This window comes from Dietzia sp. IBK-p2-16D, assembly GCF_057773085.1.
Map to the genome: position 1 here is coordinate 44,010 of NZ_JBYMTL010000007.1, position 14,283 is coordinate 58,292.

Here is a 14,283-nt window from a genome sequence, read left to right on the forward strand (position 1 = left end):
CTCTCCCGGAGCCTCCAGCGGGTGCGCCCGCGCGCCCGCGCTGGCAGGGTCGTGGGTATGACCACGCCCCAAGATCTGGCCCGGCTCTCCTCCGGCACGTCCGAGGGCACGGAACCGACGCCGCGACCCGGCCCACAGCCCCGACCCGACCACGACGGCCGGAGCGGCCCGCGGGTGCTCGTGATCGGCGCGACCGGGTACATCGGGTCACGGCTCGTCCCCCGGCTGCTCGCCGACGGCGCCGAGGTCTCCGTGCTGGCCCGGACGCCGAAGCGCCTCGACGACGTGCCGTGGCGCGACGAGGTCACCATCCACTCCGGCGGCCTCGGCGACGCCGACGCGCTGCGCACCGCCCTGCGCGAGGTGGACGTCGCGTGCCACCTCGTCCACTCGATGGGTGACTCCAAGGACTACGCCCGCGAGGAACGCGAGACCACCGAGACGTTCGTCCGCGCCGCCGAGGAGGCGGGCATCGAGCGCATCGTCCACCTGTCCGGCCTCCACCCGGAGGACGAGACCGACCTCTCGCCGCATCTGCGCTCCCGCGCCGAGGTCGCCCGGATCATGCTGGAGTCCTCCGTTCCCGCGCTCGTGATCCAGGCCGGGGTGGTCATCGGTTCCGGCTCGGCCTCGTTCGAGATGATCCGTCACCTCACCACCCGCCTGCCGGGGATGGTCACGCCCAAGTGGGTCAGCAACCGGATCCAACCCATCGCCGTGCGCGACGTGGTGCACTACCTCGCCGCGGCCACCACGTGTCCCCTCGAGGGCGACCTCGCCCGCGGGCGCGCCATCGACGTGGGCGGCCCGGATGTGCTGACCTACGGCCAGATGATGCAGATCTACGCCGAGGAGGCCGGCCTGCGCCGCCGCCTCATGGTCCCGGTCCCCGTCCTCACGCCCAAGCTGTCCTCCCTGTGGATGGGACTGGTCACCCCGCTCGAACCCGGCCTGGCCAAGCCCCTGGTGGAGTCGCTGCGCTGCGAGGCCGTGGTGCTGGTCGACGACGCCGACGAGGTGCTCGGACCCCCACCCGGTGGACGGACCAGCTACCGGGACGCGCTGCGCGAGGCACTGCGGGTCCCCCACGGCCCGGCTCGCCCGCCGCTGTGGGACGGGGCCGACCCGCTGGACGATCCCGCGCGCCTCCTGCCCTCGGACGCCGACTGGGCCGGCGTCCGCCCGCCCACCATCGGGCGTGTGCGCGGCGGGCGATGAGCGACCAGCGAGAGGCGCCCGCCCCGCCCACCAACCGGTACCTGCGGGCGCTGCGATCAGGTGACATGGACACCGCGCCGTCGCGGCCGTCCCGCAGGCGTGTCCTCGTCGTCGTCGTCACCCTCGTCGTCGGCGCGGCGGTGAACGCGTGGGCGCTCCGGATACCCGCCGGCGACGCCATGTTCTACCCCGCCACCGCACTGCTGGCCGCGGTGTGGCTGGGCGGGGCGTTCGCCTCCGGGCCGATCCGGGTGGGCTGCGAACCGTACCGGCCCCGCCGGCCCGTGCTGTCGTCGGTGCTCACCGCGGCCGCGCTCGCCGTGGTGTTCTGCCTCGGCGCACTGGTGGTGGCGAGGATCGAGCCGCTGCGCGACCCCGTCGACGCCCTGCTCGACCACGCCACCGTGGGCAACCTCGCCCTGGTGGCGCTTTTGACCGCGGTCAACGGCGTCGCCGAGGAGTGCTTCCACCGCGGTGCCGTGTACTCGGCCGTCGCCGACCGGCGGCCGATCGTGACGACGACCGTGATCTACGCGACCGTCACGGCCACCTCGGGGATCCCGCTGCTCGTCCTGGCGGCCGTCATCCTGGGGCTGGTCACCGCGGTCCAGCGGCGGGTCACCGGCGGCGTGCTGGGGCCGGCGATCACCCACGTGGCGTGGTCGATGGTCATGCTGTTCGCGCTGGGCCCGATCCTCGACGCGGCGCGGGTCTAGACGCGGCGCGGGTCTACCCCCCGCAGCACCCCGCCCCCGGCCCCGGCCGCACCTCGCGGGTGACGAGGTTGCGCGCCGCCAGGTCGTCGTCGGCCGGGTAGTCAACGCCCACCAGGGCCAGTCCGCACGCGGGCGCCACCGGGACCGCGGACGACCGTTCGGTCTCGGCGAGCAACCCGCTGACCCAGTCCGGGCTCCGGCGCCCCTCCCCCACCGCCATCACCGCACCGACGAGGCTGCGGACCATCGACCAGCAGAACGCGTCCGCGCTCACCGACGCCGTCCACACCTCGGCGGCACCCGGCGCGTCGGGCCCACGGGTGTCGGGCTCGGCGCGCCAGTCGAAGCGCTGCAGCTCGCGGATGGTGGTGGCGCCCTCCCGTCGTCGACAGAACGCGGCGAAGTCGTGCAGGCCCAGCAGCCGCCCCGACGCCTCGCGAACGGCGTCGAGGTCGGCGCCGCGCTGCCAGGCGGCGGTGTCGCGGGCGCGGGTCGGTTCGGGCCCCCACGGTGCCGTGGTGAGGCGGTACTCGTAGTGGCGGCGCAGCGCGGAGAACCGGGCGTCGAACTCGCCCGGAACCCACCGTGCGTCCATCACCGCGATGTCCGCCGGTAGCAGCCGCGCGAGCCGACGCACGAGCGCCTCCGGGCGGCCCTCCAGCGAGCGCTGGTCCAGCCACCCGGGGTCCACGTCGAGATGGCACACCTGGGCGCGCGCGTGGACACCGGCGTCGGTGCGTCCGGCGACAGTGAGGACGACCGGGTTGCGCAGGATCTTCGCGAGTTCGGTCTCGAGCACCCCGCACACGGTCCTCAGTCCGGGCTGGCGCGCCCAGCCGGAGAAGTCGGTGCCGTCGTAGGCGACGTCGAGGCGGATCCGGCGGGTGCTCACGGCCTACAGACGGTAGACCACCGCAGCGCGTGCCCGCCACACCGCCCGCCGCGGGCCGTTCCGGCACGATGGGGACCATGTCCACGTCCCCGCCCCCTTACCGCGCCGCGCTCCTCGCCGCCGGCGCGACCGTCGCGCTCGCCCTGTCCTCCTGTGCCCCCGGCGACGACGACGAGGCCCCGCCCGCCGCGGCCGGGCCCGCCGCCACCGACGTCACCGAACCGGCCGGGTCGACGGTCTCGAGGTACGTGGCGCTGGGCGATTCCTTCGCCGCCCTGGGACCGACCGACGCCCCCACGAGCGGGCCGGCGGGGTGCCTGCGGTCATCCCTCAACTACCCGTCGGTGCTCGCCGACCGCATCGGTGTCGCCGACTTCGTCGATGCCACGTGCGGGGGCGCGCGGACCCGGGACATGACGGCGCGCCAGATCGAGGGGACGCCACCGCAGTTCGACGCCCTCACCCCGGACACCGACCTGGTCACGCTCTCGATCGGCGGCAATGACATCGGGTTCGGTGCGATCGCCGGGTGCGTCGCGCAGACCCCCCGCTCCGTGGACGGGGCGCCGTGTCGTGAGCGGCTGGCCGCGGGGGTCTCGTCGGCGCTCGAGGCCCTCGACGCCGATCTCGACGCGGTGCACGCCGGCATCCGGGAACGCTCCCCCGGGGCCCGGGTGGTGGTGACCGCGTACATGCCGCTCGTCCCGGCCGACGGTGGGTGCGATTTCCTCGAACGCGTCAGCCCCGCCGACGTCTCCTGGGCCCGCGACGTCACGGACCGGGTCAACCGGGCGGTGTCAGGCGCGGCCGCCCGGGCCGGCGCGGAGGTCACCGCTCCCGATGACGCCGACGAGCGCCACGCGTGCGCTCCCGCGGATGTCCGCTACACCGATTTCACCGGCTCGGAGACGGGGTCGCATCCCATGCACCCGACCGCGGCCGGCCAACGCGCGATGGCCGCGGCCGTGGCCGGCAGTCTCTGACCCCACCGGGACTGCGCGTCCGCGCCCGCACTCCCGCGCCCGCACTCCCGCGCCTCCGCGCCTGCACTCCCGCAGCGGCGCAACGACGAGGGCCCCTCCACCGCGTGATGCGGTGGAGGGGCCCCGGAGGCGTGATCCTGTAGAGGCGATCAGGCCTTGTCGGCGTCCTCGCCCTCGGCGTGCGTGGTGTCCTCGGACACGGCCTCGGCGGTCTTCTCCGCGGCCTCGACCTCGGCGTCGTCCGCCGCGTCGACCTGATCGGCGATCGGGCTGTTGGCCTCGGCCTCAGCCGTGACGTCGTCGGTCGACTCGGCCGGGGTCTCGGCCGGCGCGGCGGCGGCCTTGGAGGCCGCGGCGCGGGTGGCACGCGAGGCCTCGGCGGAGGCGAGCTCCTCGGTGACGAGCGCGATCATCGCCATGGGCGCGTTGTCGCCCTTGCGGTTCTCGAGCTTGACGATCCGGGTGTAGCCACCGTCGCGGTTGGCGACCCGGGGGCCGATCTCGGCGAACAGCTTGTGCAGGACGTCCTTGTCGCGGATGACCTTGGCGGCCTCACGACGGTCGGCGAGCGTGCCGCGGCGAGCCTTGGTGATGAGCTTCTCCGCGTACGGACGCAGCAGCTTCGCCTTGGTCTCCGTGGTGCGGATCGCATCGTGCTCGAACAGCTGGGTGGCCAGGTTCGAGAGGATGAGCCGCTGGTGGGAAGCGGATCCGCCGAGGCGGGCGCCCTTCTTGGGCTTGGGCATCAGATTCTCCTAGGAATGGTGTTCCGGGCGCTCGTCAGAGCTGCTCGGTCTCGGCGTAATCCTCGCCGCCCTCGTCGGTCCACGTGCCGGTCTCGGCGTCGTAGCCGGCGACCGAGGCGGGATCGAATCCGGGGGGCGCGTCCTTGAGGGACAGGCCGAGCTCCACGAGCTTGACCTTGACCTCGTCGATCGACTTCTGACCGAAGTTGCGGATGTCGAGCAGGTCCGACTCGCTGCGCGCCACGAGCTCGCCCACGGTGTGGACGCCCTCGCGCTTGAGGCAGTTGTAGGACCGGACCGACAGGTCCAGATCGTCGATCGGCATACCGTAAGCGGCGATGTGGTCGGCCTCGGCCGGGCTCGGCCCGATCTCGATGCCCTCCGCCTCGTCGTTGAGCTCACGGGCGAGGCCGAAGAGCTCGACGAGGGTCTTGCCGGCGGACGCCAGGGCGTCCCGGGCGGTCATCGAGTTCTTGGTCTCGACGTCCAGGACCAGACGGTCGAAGTCGGTGCGCTGGTGCACACGGGTGGCCTCGACCTTGTAGGTCACCTTGAGCACGGGCGAGTAGATCGAGTCGACCGGGATCCGGCCGATCTCGTGGCCCGCGTCCTTGTTGAGCCCGGCGGGAACGTAGCCGCGACCACGCTCGACGACCAGCTCGATCTCCAGGCGCCCCTTCTCGTTGAGGGTGGCGATGTGCAGGTCCGGGTTGTGCACCTCGACGCCGGAGGGCGGGACGATGTCACCGGCGGTGACGGCTCCCGGACCCTGCTTCTTGAGGTACATGGTGACCGGCTCGTCCTCCACGGACGAGACGACCAGGCCCTTGAGGTTGAGGATGATGTCGGTGACATCCTCCTTCACGCCCGGCACGGTGGTGAACTCGTGCAGGACGCCCTCGATGCGGATGCTGGTGACCGCTGCGCCCGGGATGGACGACAGCAGCGTGCGCCGCAGGGAGTTGCCGATGGTGTAGCCGAAACCGGGCTCGAGGGGCTCGAGCACGAACCGCGAGCGGTTCTCGGACACGACCTCCTCGGTGAGGGTGGGCCGCTGGGAGATGAGCATGTGCTACCTCTTTCGATTCTCGGCGCCCGCTATTTGACGCCGTGGGAACCCACCGTCGCCGGGCGGGCCGCGGTGTGCGGCCCGCCCGGCGACGAGGGGGGACAGATCACTTCGAGTAGAGCTCGACGATCAGCTGCTCCTGCAGCGGCACATCGATCTGCGCGCGCTCGGGGAGCTGGTGGACGAGGATCCGCAGGGTCGTCGGGACGACCTGCAGCCACGCCGGGACGGGACGCTCGCCGAGGGTCTCCTGGGCGATCTCGTACCAGTCCATCTTGGTCGACTTGGGGCGGACGTCGACGATGTCGTACTGCGAGACGCGGTAGCTCGGGATGGTCACCTTCTGGTCGTTGACCAGGAAGTGGCCGTGCGCCACGAGCTGACGGGCCTGGCGACGCGTCCGTGCGAGACCCGCGCGGTACACGACGTTGTCCAGTCGCGACTCGAGGATCTGCAGGAGGTTCTCACCGGTCTTGCCGGCGCGGCGGTTCGCCTCCTCGTAGTAACGACGGAACTGCTTCTCCATCACGCCGTAGGTGAAGCGGGCCTTCTGCTTCTCCTGCAGCTGGGTGCGGTACTCGGACTCCTTGATCCGCGCGCGGCCGTGGTGACCGGGCGGGAAGGGCCGACGCTCGAATGCGGTGTCTCCACCCACGAGGTCCACGCCCAGACGGCGGGACTTGCGGGTGGCGGGGCCGGTGTAACGTGCCATGATTTAGTGCGTTCCTTCCGGCTCAGACTCGACGCCGCTTGGGCGGACGACAGCCGTTGTGGGGCTGGGGGGTGACATCGGAGATCGTGCCCACCTCCAGGCCGGCGGCCTGGAGCGAGCGGATCGCGGTCTCACGTCCCGAGCCGGGGCCCTTGACGAACACGTCGACCTTCTTGACGCCGTGCTCCTGCGCCTTGCGGGCCGCGTTCTCGGCGGCGAGCTGGGCGGCGAAGGGCGTCGACTTGCGCGAGCCCTTGAAGCCGACGTGGCCGGAGGACGCCCATGCGAGGACGCCACCGGACGGGTCGGTGATCGAGACGATGGTGTTGTTGAACGTGCTCTTGATGTGGGCCTGGCCCAGCGGCACATTCTTCTTATCCTTGCGACGGCCCGTCTTCTTGGGGCCCGCAGCGCGTGACTTGGGGGGCATTACTTCTTCTTTCCGGCGACGGTCTTCTTCGGACCCTTACGGGTGCGGGCGTTGGTCTTGGTGCGCTGACCACGGACGGGCAGGCCACGACGGTGACGCAGTCCCTGGTAACTACCGATCTCGATCTTCCGGCGGATGTCGCCCTGGATCTCGCGGCGGAGGTCACCCTCCACCTTGTAGTTGCCCTCGATGTCGTCACGAAGGACGGTCAGCTGCTCGTCGGACAGGTCCTTGGTGCGCAGGTCCGGGCTGATGCCCGTACGCTCCAGGATCTCCGACGACCGGGTGCGACCGATGCCGAAAATGTAGGTGAGCGCGATCTCCATGCGCTTGTCGCGTGGGAGATCGACGCCGGCAAGGCGTGCCATGTGGCGTATCTCTTTCGTCGTGCGGTAGGTCTGCTCCCCGACCGTCCCCGTGCCGGATGGTCATCTCACGATGAGCACCCGTCCGGGGCCCCGGCCTCCGCAACCGGGGGTATGCACCCGCCGTCCCTCGACGAGGGGCGGCGGCTGGTGCGGGGAGTTGAGCGTCTTTACTTGTAGCGGTAGACGATCCGACCCCGGGTCAGGTCGTAGGGCGAGAGCTCCACGACGACGCGGTCTTCCGGCAGGATGCGGATGTAGTGCTGCCGCATCTTGCCGCTGATGTGTGCGAGGACCTTGTGCCCGTTCTCGAGCTCGATGCGGAACATAGCGTTCGGCAACGGCTCAACGACACGGCCCTCGACCTCGATGGCTCCGTCTTTCTTTGCCATGCTGGTTACGGTCCTCCACGATTCCCCGGGTGACGTCTACCGGATTCTCGGTGCACTGGTGGGCACACCGACGTATAAGCCTACGTCAGCTCGGGGGTCTGCGCCAATCGGGCCGCAGGCGCCCCCTCGGTCGTCACGGAACCGGACGCTCAGACGTAACAGGCGCGCCCCGCCGGCACCCCGTCGAAGCGCTGCTGGAGCCAGTTCATCGCCGTGGGCAGCTTCTCCACCGCACCCATGAGGTGCTCCGGCGCGAGACCGGGCTCCCAGGTCAGCGGTGCGCCCTCCCGGCAGTATCGCTTGGCAGTCTCCTCCGCGTCCCAGAACGGCACGAGCGGGTCGGTCCCGGAATGCCACATGAACACCGGGACCCGGGGTACGTCCGGACTCTGGCGGATGCTGTTCTCCGCGAACGCCCGCATGAGCCCCTCCTCCGCCAGGAGATCGCCGCCCCGGAGGACCATCGGGACGGACCGGAACGCCCCGAATGTCAGCAGCGTCGCCGTGCACCGTCCCTTCAGCTGGCTGTAGAGCGCCCATCCGTCCGGGGTGAGCTTCTCCTCGAGTCGGATGGCCTCCGGGTACTCCCGCGCCATGCCGACGGCCGCCGCGAACGCCAACCCGAACGCCGGGTGCGGCCAGTTCCCGACCATCCGCGCCATCGTGGTCATGTCGGTCGGGACACCGCCCTGTGCCACGCCGACCAGGTTCACGTCGGGGGCGTAGTCGTCGTGCAGGAGGGACACCCATGCACTCGCGATGCCGCCCCCGGAGTAGCCGAGGGCGCCGAACCGGCTGTGCCTGGAATCGAAGCGGGGGTCGTCCCGGACCGCTCGCATCCCGTCCAGCACGATGCGGCCCGACAGCTGCCCGCCGGGGTAGGCGACCTTCGGACCGAGATGGTCCGGGATGATCACCGTCCACCCCTGGTCCAGGCGCGCCCGCAGGAACACCATGGCGTTGTCCTGCACGGTCTCGAGCGTCGGGTGCACCAGGGTCTCGGTGGGTGCGCAACGCTGGCCCAACGCGTTGAGATAATGCTGGTAGCTCAACACCGGGCCGTCGGGCCGGGCGTGAGGTGGCCGGACGACGGTCGCGGTGGCCAGTAGTGGCCGGTCCCGCGAGTCGGTCGACCGGTAGGCGATCTCGGTGACCCGGTACCCGAGGAAGGCCGGCATGGTCACGACCCTCGAGTTGATGACCTCACCGAGCGGGGCGTCCGCGAGGGCCTGTGGATCCGCGTGGTAGAAGGGCCCCGGCTGAGGATCGGCCTCGATGGACCCCGCGCCACCCTCCATGACGGACTGGGCGGCCGACGTCGGCACGCCCGGCCCCGCGACATGGGCCAGGACCACAGCGAGCGCCACGACCAGCGCGGCGGCCCCCTGCACGACCGATCGGAGCGGGACAGACGCCTGCTGAGCGAGCATGCAGAGACCTTTCGAAGGAAATGTTCACTACCGGCACACACTCTAACCCGCGGCGACCGAACCCCACGGGTAATCGTCCCCGCTCCCCGGGGATCACTCCCCTGTCGCGGATCGCCCTCAGTCGCGCGGGCGCGGAGTGAGGATTCGGGGACCGTCCGCCGTCACGGCGACCGTGTGTTCCCAGTGTGACGCCGGCGATCCGTCCACGGTGACCACGGTCCAGTCATCGGAGAGCGTTCTGGTGTCGGTCTCCCCTCCGAGCACGAGCATCGGCTCGATGGCCAGGACCGACCCCTCCTGGAGCCTGGGGCCCTTGCCGGGCTTGCCCTCGTTGGCCAGGAACGGCCACTCATGCATCTCGCGACCGATCCCGTGACCGCCGAACCCGTCGACGATCCCCAGGGTGACACCGTGACGCTCTTCCGCACGTCGGGTCGCCACCTCCAGGGCGTGGGAGACGTCCGTGAGCTTGTTCCCCGGCAGCATCGCCAGGATGCCCTCCTCGAGGACCTCCCGGGTCGCCTCGTTGAGCGTCGCGACCCCCGGGTCGAGCGTGCCCACACCGAAGGACCACGCGGAGTCCCCGTGCCAGCCGTCGAGGATGGCACCGCAGTCGACGGAGACGAGGTCGCCCTCCCCCAGGACGGTCCCGGGCCCGGGGATCCCGTGGACCACGACCTCGTTGACCGACGAACAGATGGATCCCGGGAACCCCTCGTATCCCTTGAAGGACGGGATCGCGCCGGCCTCACGGATCAACTGCTCCACCACCTCGTCGAGATCACCGGTGGTGGCACCGGGGACCGCGGCCTCGCGGGCGGCGACCAGGGCACGCCCGACGATGCGGCCCGCGGCCTCCATCGCATCGAGCTCACCCGGGGTGCGCGCGATGACCGCGCTCTTACGGGAGCGTCCGAACACGGCGGACGTCAGCGCCCCAGCGCGGCGAGAGCGCGTGCGTTGATCTCCTCGACCTCACCCACGGCGTCGATGCTCTTGACCTCACCCGCGTAGTACTCGAGCAGTGGGGCCGTCTCGGACCGGTACACCGACATCCGATTACGGATCACGTCCTCGGTGTCGTCCTCACGGCCGCGGGCGAGCATCCGCTTCACCACCGTGTCGTCGTCGACCTTGAACTCGAGGACGGCGTCGAGGGAGTGACCCGCCCCGCGGAGCATCTCCTTGAGGGCGTCCGCCTGCGCGGCGCTGCGCGGGTAGCCGTCGAGGAGGAACCCCTCGGTGGCGTCGGGCTCGGCGATACGGGCCTCGACCATGCGGTTCGTCACCTCGGCGGGGACCAGGTTGCCGGCATCGATGTAGGTCTTGGCCTCCCTGCCCAGGTCGGTGCCCTGGGAGATGTTGGCGCGGAACAGATCACCGGTCGAGATGTGCGGTACGCCGAGCTTCTCCGACAGCAGAGCCGCCTGGGTTCCCTTGCCGGCTCCGGGGGGGCCGAGGAGGACGAGACGCATGGTGGGGACCAGCCTTTCTACGATTGGATTGCTCGGACGAGGCCGCGCCTACTTGAGGAAGCCCTCGTAATTGCGCTGCATCAGCTGCGCCTCGATCTGCTTCACCGTGTCGAGGCCCACGGAGACCATGATGAGCACAGCGGTGCCGCCGAACGGCATGTTCTGGAGATCTCCACCCCCGCTGCCCATGTCGAGGAAGACGTTGGGAAGTACCGCGATCAGTCCTAGATAGAGCGAACCGAACAGCAGGATCCGGTTGAGGACGTAGCCCAGGTACTCCGCCGTGGGGCGGCCCGGTCGGATCCCCGGGATGAACCCGCCGTACTTCTTCATGTTCTCGGCCTGCTCCATCGGGTCGAACTGGATGGCCACGTAGAAGTACGCGAAGAAGATGATGAGGGCGAAGTACAGGAGGATGTAACCCCAGCTGGAGGGGTTCTGCAGATACTGCATCACGTACCGCTGCCAGAACCCGTCGCCCGACGGCTCGGGACCCTGGATCAACTGGGTGATGAGGATCGGGACGTACATGAGGGAGGACGCGAAGATCACCGGGATGACGCCGGCCTGGTTGACCTTGAGCGGTAGGTAGGTGGAGGTGCCGCCGTACTGGCGGCGTCCCACCATCCGCTTGGCGTACTGGACCGGGATCCGTCGCTGCCCCTGCTCGACGAACACGACGGCGACGACGATGAGGACGACGGCCAACATGACCGCCGCGAACTTCATGGTCGACGAGTTCTGGTAGATGTTCACACCCTCGGCCGGGATCCGGGATGCGATACCGGCGAAGATGAGCAGCGACATACCGTTGCCCACGCCGCGGTCCGTGATCAGCTCGCCGAACCACATGACGAGGGCGGCGCCGGCGGTCATCACGATGACGATGGTGACCAGGGTGAGGATGCTGTCGTCCATGAGCACGGACTGGCCGTTACCGAGGAGCTGACCCCGGTCCGCCAGTGCGACGATGCCCGCGGACTGGAGGACGGCGAGCGCGATCGTCAGATAACGCGTGTACTGCGTCATCTTGGCCTGACCGGACTGCCCCTCCTTCTTCAACTGCTCGAAGTACGGGATCACGACGGTGAGCAGCTGCACGATGATGCTCGCGGTGATGAACGGCATGATGCCGATCGCGAACACGGACAGCTGCAGCAACGCACCACCGGAGAAGAGGTTCACCAGCGAGAACAACTGCGCGTTGTCGCCGGTCATCGCTGTGTCGAGCAGGCCCCGGAGCTTGGGGTAGTCGACGCCGGGTGACGGGATCTGCGCGCCGATCCGGTAGAGGATGATGATCCCGAGGGTGAAGAAGATCTTCTTCCTCAGATCGCGGTCCTTGATCGCGGACGCGAGTGCGGAGAGCACATGTCCTCCTGGTCATGGTCGGCCACTGGCCGCCGGTCGTCGAAAGCAGATGCGCCGGGGGACGTCGGGCCAGCCTTCCGGCAGACACCGATCCCGATACGCACAACGGGAAAACTCTATCAAGACGAGTGCAGGGGCCGGGTCCGAGACTCTCGGACCCGACCCCTGCACCCTTCATCGGTCCGCGGACGGACCGAGCGGGGAATCAGGCCCCGGCCTCCGACACGCTTCCGCCGGCAGCCTCGATCTTGCTCTTGGCCGAGGCGGAAACCTTGTCGACGGTCAGGGTGACGGCAACGGAGATGTCCCCGTCGCCCAGAACCTTGACCGGCTGGTTCTTACGGACGGCTCCCGCGGCCACGAGCTCGGCCACGCCGACCTCCCCGCCGTTCGGGAACAGCCGCTGGATGTCGGCCACGTTGACGACCTGGAAGACGACCTTGTTGCGGTTCTTGAAGCCCTTGAGCTTCGGGAGCCGCATGTGGATCGGCATCTGGCCGCCCTCGAACGCCGCGGGGACGTTCTTACGCGCCTTCGTACCCTTGGTGCCGCGGCCGGCGGTCTTGCCCCGCTTGCCGCCTTCGCCGCGACCCACACGGATCTTCTCGGCGTGCGACCCGGGAGCCGGGCGCAGGTGATGCAACTTGATGGTCATGCTCACTCCGTCTCTTCGACCACGACGAGGTGGTTCACGACGTTGATGAGACCCCGGGTCTGCGCGTTGTCCTCACGCACGACCGTCTTCCGGATGCCCTTGAGGCCGAGCGTACGCAGGGAGTCCCGCTGGTTCTTCTTGGTCCCCACGGTCCCACGGACCTGGGTGATCTTGAGGTTAGCCATGATCTAGGCCCCCTGTCCGGCACGCGCACGGAGCATGCCCGCGGGCGCGACGTCCTCGATCGGCAGGCCACGACGAGCCGCGACCTCCTCGGGACGGTGCAGACCCTTGAGCGCCGCCACGGTCGCGTGGACCACGTTGATGGCGTTGTCCGACCCCAGCGACTTGCACAGGATGTCGTTCACGCCCGCGCACTCGAGCACGGCGCGAGCGGCACCTCCGGCGATCACACCGGTACCCGGAGAGGCGGGACGGAGCATGACGACACCGGCCGCGGCCTCACCCTGGATCGGGTGGGGAATGGTCGAGGCGATGAGCGGAACGCGGAAGAAGTTCTTGCGAGCCTCCTCCGATCCCTTCTGGATCGCCGCCGGCACCTCCTTGGCCTTGCCGTAGCCGACGCCGACCATGCCGTTGCCGTCACCGAGGATCACGAGAGCGGTGAAGCTGAAACGCCGACCACCCTTGACGACCTTGGAGACGCGGTTGATGGTGACGACGCGCTCGATGTACTGCGACTTCTCCTCGTCGCGTCCGCGACGATCGTCGCGGCCCCGACCACGACCGCGGTCTCCGCCGCGGCCCTGGGCGTTGTCGGTGGTGGTCTTGTTGTCTGCGGCGGGGCCGTTGCTTCCGCCGTCACGACGCTGACGTCCCGGCATCAGACGGTCCTTCCGTTAGCGAACAGTGCAGTGGTGTTGGTCATCAGAACTCCAGCCCACCCTCGCGGGCGGCGTCGGCGAGCGACGCGATCCGGCCGTGGTACTTGTTGCCACCACGGTCGAACACGACGGCGTCGATGCCGGCGGCCTTGGCGCGCTCGGCCAGGAGCTGGCCGACCTTGGCGCTGCGGGCCTTCTTGTCGCCCTCGAGGGAGCGCACATCCGCCTCGATGGTGGAGGCCGCGGCCAGCGTGTGGCCGGCCAGATCGTCGACGATCTGGGCGTGGATGTGGCGGGAGGACCTGTTGACGACCAACCGCGGACGCTCCGGCGTGCCGGAGACCTTCTTGCGGAGGCGGTAGTGGCGCCGGGCGCGACCCTCTCGACGTGCGGTCGAGGCATCGGTTCCCAGCGGGGAACGCTTCTTGGTGCTGCTCATGATCACTTACCCGTCTTTCCGACCTTGCGACGGACCTGCTCGCCGGCGTAGCGGATGCCCTTGCCCTTGTACGGGTCGTGCTTCCGCAGTCGCTTGATGTTGGCGGCGATCTGGCCCACCTGCTGCTTGTCGATTCCGGAGATCGAGAACTTCGTCGCGCCGTCGACGGCGAAGGTGATGCCGTCGGGGGCGGTGACCGGAACCGGATGCGAGTAGCCCAGTGCGAACTCGAGATCCCGGCCCTTGGCCACGACGCGGTAACCGACGCCGAAGATCTCCATGTCCTGCTTGTACCCCTCGGTGACGCCCACGACCATGTTGTTGACCAGCGAGCGGGAGAGGCCGTGCAGGGAGCGGTTGTCCCGGTGATCGTCGGGACGGTTCACCGTGATGGTGCCCTCCTCGATCGAGACCGAGATGTCACCGGGCAGGACCTGGGTGAGTTCACCCTTGGGGCCCTTGACGGTGATGGTCTGGCCGTCGACCTTGATGTCGACACCGGACGGGACGGTGATCGGAGCCTTGCCGATACGTGACATTTCTCG

19 protein-coding genes are annotated in these 14,283 nt (G+C 69.6%); 3 read left to right on the forward strand and 16 right to left on the reverse strand.

Going from position 1 to position 14,283, the window contains the following annotated elements:
- Window positions 1-57 precede the first annotated feature (57 nt).
- Together AC3DE3_RS14505 and AC3DE3_RS14510 are read left to right on the forward strand one after the other, a co-directional pair.
- Window positions 58-1,218 (forward strand): NAD(P)H-binding protein, encoded by a 1,161-nt coding sequence (locus AC3DE3_RS14505; RefSeq protein WP_488370452.1) that lies wholly within the window; start codon window positions 58-60, stop codon window positions 1,216-1,218.
- The gene (locus AC3DE3_RS14510) at window positions 1,215-1,934 is read left to right on the forward strand and encodes a CPBP family intramembrane glutamic endopeptidase (protein WP_488370453.1); all 720 of its coding nucleotides are present in this window, start codon (window positions 1,215-1,217) and stop codon (window positions 1,932-1,934) included. Before AC3DE3_RS14505 ends, AC3DE3_RS14510 begins: the two co-directional genes overlap by 4 nt.
- Before the next feature lie 13 nt (window positions 1,935-1,947).
- On the opposite strand, the gene truA is transcribed toward AC3DE3_RS14510, so the two are convergent.
- Complete coding sequence (gene truA, locus AC3DE3_RS14515; RefSeq protein ID WP_488370454.1) at window positions 1,948-2,826, reverse strand: tRNA pseudouridine(38-40) synthase TruA; 879 nt, start codon at window positions 2,824-2,826, stop codon at window positions 1,948-1,950.
- Between the two features lie 77 nt (window positions 2,827-2,903).
- On the opposite strand from truA, the gene AC3DE3_RS14520 reads away from it, so the two are divergent.
- A complete protein-coding gene (locus tag AC3DE3_RS14520) occupies window positions 2,904-3,809 on the forward strand; it encodes an SGNH/GDSL hydrolase family protein (protein WP_488370455.1) in 906 nt (301 codons plus the stop codon).
- A gap of 149 nt (window positions 3,810-3,958) precedes the next feature.
- On the opposite strand, the gene rplQ is transcribed toward AC3DE3_RS14520, so the two are convergent.
- From rplQ to rplF, 15 genes are all read right to left on the reverse strand, one after another.
- Window positions 3,959-4,555, reverse strand: coding sequence for a 50S ribosomal protein L17 (gene rplQ / locus AC3DE3_RS14525; protein WP_488370456.1), 597 nt, complete (start codon window positions 4,553-4,555; stop codon window positions 3,959-3,961).
- Between the two features lie 34 nt (window positions 4,556-4,589).
- Complete coding sequence (locus AC3DE3_RS14530) at window positions 4,590-5,624, reverse strand: DNA-directed RNA polymerase subunit alpha (RefSeq protein ID WP_067716627.1); 1,035 nt, start codon at window positions 5,622-5,624, stop codon at window positions 4,590-4,592.
- A gap of 106 nt (window positions 5,625-5,730) precedes the next feature.
- Complete coding sequence (gene rpsD, locus AC3DE3_RS14535) at window positions 5,731-6,336, reverse strand: 30S ribosomal protein S4 (RefSeq protein WP_260488431.1); 606 nt, start codon at window positions 6,334-6,336, stop codon at window positions 5,731-5,733.
- Between the two features lie 22 nt (window positions 6,337-6,358).
- Window positions 6,359-6,766, reverse strand: a complete 408-nt coding sequence (gene rpsK, locus AC3DE3_RS14540) for a 30S ribosomal protein S11 (protein ID WP_043566757.1) — start codon at window positions 6,764-6,766, stop codon at window positions 6,359-6,361.
- Window positions 6,766-7,134 carry a 30S ribosomal protein S13 gene (rpsM, locus tag AC3DE3_RS14545; RefSeq protein WP_488370457.1) on the reverse strand — a complete coding sequence of 123 codons (369 nt, stop codon included), beginning with the start codon at window positions 7,132-7,134 and terminating at the stop codon, window positions 6,766-6,768. The genes rpsK and rpsM overlap by 1 nt, the downstream gene beginning before the upstream one ends.
- 167 nt (window positions 7,135-7,301) lie before the next feature.
- Window positions 7,302-7,523: a translation initiation factor IF-1 gene (gene infA / locus AC3DE3_RS14550; RefSeq protein ID WP_005140011.1), complete on the reverse strand. Its 222-nt coding sequence runs from the start codon at window positions 7,521-7,523 to the stop codon at window positions 7,302-7,304.
- 149 nt (window positions 7,524-7,672) lie between these two features.
- Window positions 7,673-8,953 carry a lipase family protein gene (locus tag AC3DE3_RS14555; RefSeq protein ID WP_260488433.1) on the reverse strand — a complete coding sequence of 427 codons (1,281 nt, stop codon included), beginning with the start codon at window positions 8,951-8,953 and terminating at the stop codon, window positions 7,673-7,675.
- Window positions 8,954-9,070: 117 nt separating this feature from the next.
- On the reverse strand, window positions 9,071-9,874 hold the full coding sequence (gene map, locus AC3DE3_RS14560) for a type I methionyl aminopeptidase (RefSeq protein WP_260488434.1): 804 nt from the start codon (window positions 9,872-9,874) through the stop codon (window positions 9,071-9,073).
- Between the two features lie 8 nt (window positions 9,875-9,882).
- Complete coding sequence (locus tag AC3DE3_RS14565; RefSeq protein WP_260488435.1) at window positions 9,883-10,428, reverse strand: adenylate kinase; 546 nt, start codon at window positions 10,426-10,428, stop codon at window positions 9,883-9,885.
- A 48-nt stretch (window positions 10,429-10,476) separates the two neighbouring features.
- Entirely contained in the window at window positions 10,477-11,799 is a 1,323-nt protein-coding gene (gene secY / locus AC3DE3_RS14570; RefSeq protein ID WP_260488436.1) for a preprotein translocase subunit SecY, read from the reverse strand.
- Between the two features lie 205 nt (window positions 11,800-12,004).
- On the reverse strand, window positions 12,005-12,454 hold the full coding sequence (gene rplO / locus AC3DE3_RS14575; protein ID WP_260488437.1) for a 50S ribosomal protein L15: 450 nt from the start codon (window positions 12,452-12,454) through the stop codon (window positions 12,005-12,007).
- A 2-nt stretch (window positions 12,455-12,456) separates the two neighbouring features.
- A complete protein-coding gene (rpmD, locus tag AC3DE3_RS14580; protein ID WP_182631354.1) occupies window positions 12,457-12,639 on the reverse strand; it encodes a 50S ribosomal protein L30 in 183 nt (60 codons plus the stop codon).
- A gap of 3 nt (window positions 12,640-12,642) precedes the next feature.
- On the reverse strand, window positions 12,643-13,299 hold the full coding sequence (rpsE, locus tag AC3DE3_RS14585) for a 30S ribosomal protein S5 (protein WP_067716652.1): 657 nt from the start codon (window positions 13,297-13,299) through the stop codon (window positions 12,643-12,645).
- Window positions 13,300-13,342: 43 nt separating this feature from the next.
- A complete protein-coding gene (gene rplR, locus AC3DE3_RS14590; protein WP_260488438.1) occupies window positions 13,343-13,738 on the reverse strand; it encodes a 50S ribosomal protein L18 in 396 nt (131 codons plus the stop codon).
- 2 nt (window positions 13,739-13,740) lie between these two features.
- Entirely contained in the window at window positions 13,741-14,277 is a 537-nt protein-coding gene (gene rplF, locus AC3DE3_RS14595) for a 50S ribosomal protein L6 (RefSeq protein WP_260488439.1), read from the reverse strand.
- Between the last annotated feature and the right edge of the window lie 6 nt (window positions 14,278-14,283).

Coding starts and splice junctions, on each gene's coding strand:
- AC3DE3_RS14505 (WP_488370452.1), top strand. CDS start 58: ATGACCACGCCCCAAGATCTGGCCCGGCTCTCCTCCGGCACGTCCGAG.
- AC3DE3_RS14510 (WP_488370453.1), top strand. CDS start 1,215: ATGAGCGACCAGCGAGAGGCGCCCGCCCCGCCCACCAACCGGTACCTG.
- AC3DE3_RS14520 (WP_488370455.1), top strand. CDS start 2,904: ATGTCCACGTCCCCGCCCCCTTACCGCGCCGCGCTCCTCGCCGCCGGC.
- rplQ (WP_488370456.1), bottom strand. CDS start 4,555: ATGCCCAAGCCCAAGAAGGGCGCCCGCCTCGGCGGATCCGCTTCCCAC.
- AC3DE3_RS14530 (WP_067716627.1), bottom strand. CDS start 5,624: ATGCTCATCTCCCAGCGGCCCACCCTCACCGAGGAGGTCGTGTCCGAG.
- rpsD (WP_260488431.1), bottom strand. CDS start 6,336: ATGGCACGTTACACCGGCCCCGCCACCCGCAAGTCCCGCCGTCTGGGC.
- rpsK (WP_043566757.1), bottom strand. CDS start 6,766: ATGCCCCCCAAGTCACGCGCTGCGGGCCCCAAGAAGACGGGCCGTCGC.
- rpsM (WP_488370457.1), bottom strand. CDS start 7,134: ATGGCACGCCTTGCCGGCGTCGATCTCCCACGCGACAAGCGCATGGAG.
- infA (WP_005140011.1), bottom strand. CDS start 7,523: ATGGCAAAGAAAGACGGAGCCATCGAGGTCGAGGGCCGTGTCGTTGAG.
- AC3DE3_RS14555 (WP_260488433.1), bottom strand. CDS start 8,953: ATGCTCGCTCAGCAGGCGTCTGTCCCGCTCCGATCGGTCGTGCAGGGG.
- AC3DE3_RS14565 (WP_260488435.1), bottom strand. CDS start 10,428: ATGCGTCTCGTCCTCCTCGGCCCCCCCGGAGCCGGCAAGGGAACCCAG.
- rplO (WP_260488437.1), bottom strand. CDS start 12,454: ATGACCATCAAGTTGCATCACCTGCGCCCGGCTCCCGGGTCGCACGCC.
- rpmD (WP_182631354.1), bottom strand. CDS start 12,639: ATGGCTAACCTCAAGATCACCCAGGTCCGTGGGACCGTGGGGACCAAG.
- rpsE (WP_067716652.1), bottom strand. CDS start 13,299: ATGCCGGGACGTCAGCGTCGTGACGGCGGAAGCAACGGCCCCGCCGCA.
- rplR (WP_260488438.1), bottom strand. CDS start 13,738: ATGAGCAGCACCAAGAAGCGTTCCCCGCTGGGAACCGATGCCTCGACC.
- rplF (WP_260488439.1), bottom strand. CDS start 14,277: ATGTCACGTATCGGCAAGGCTCCGATCACCGTCCCGTCCGGTGTCGAC.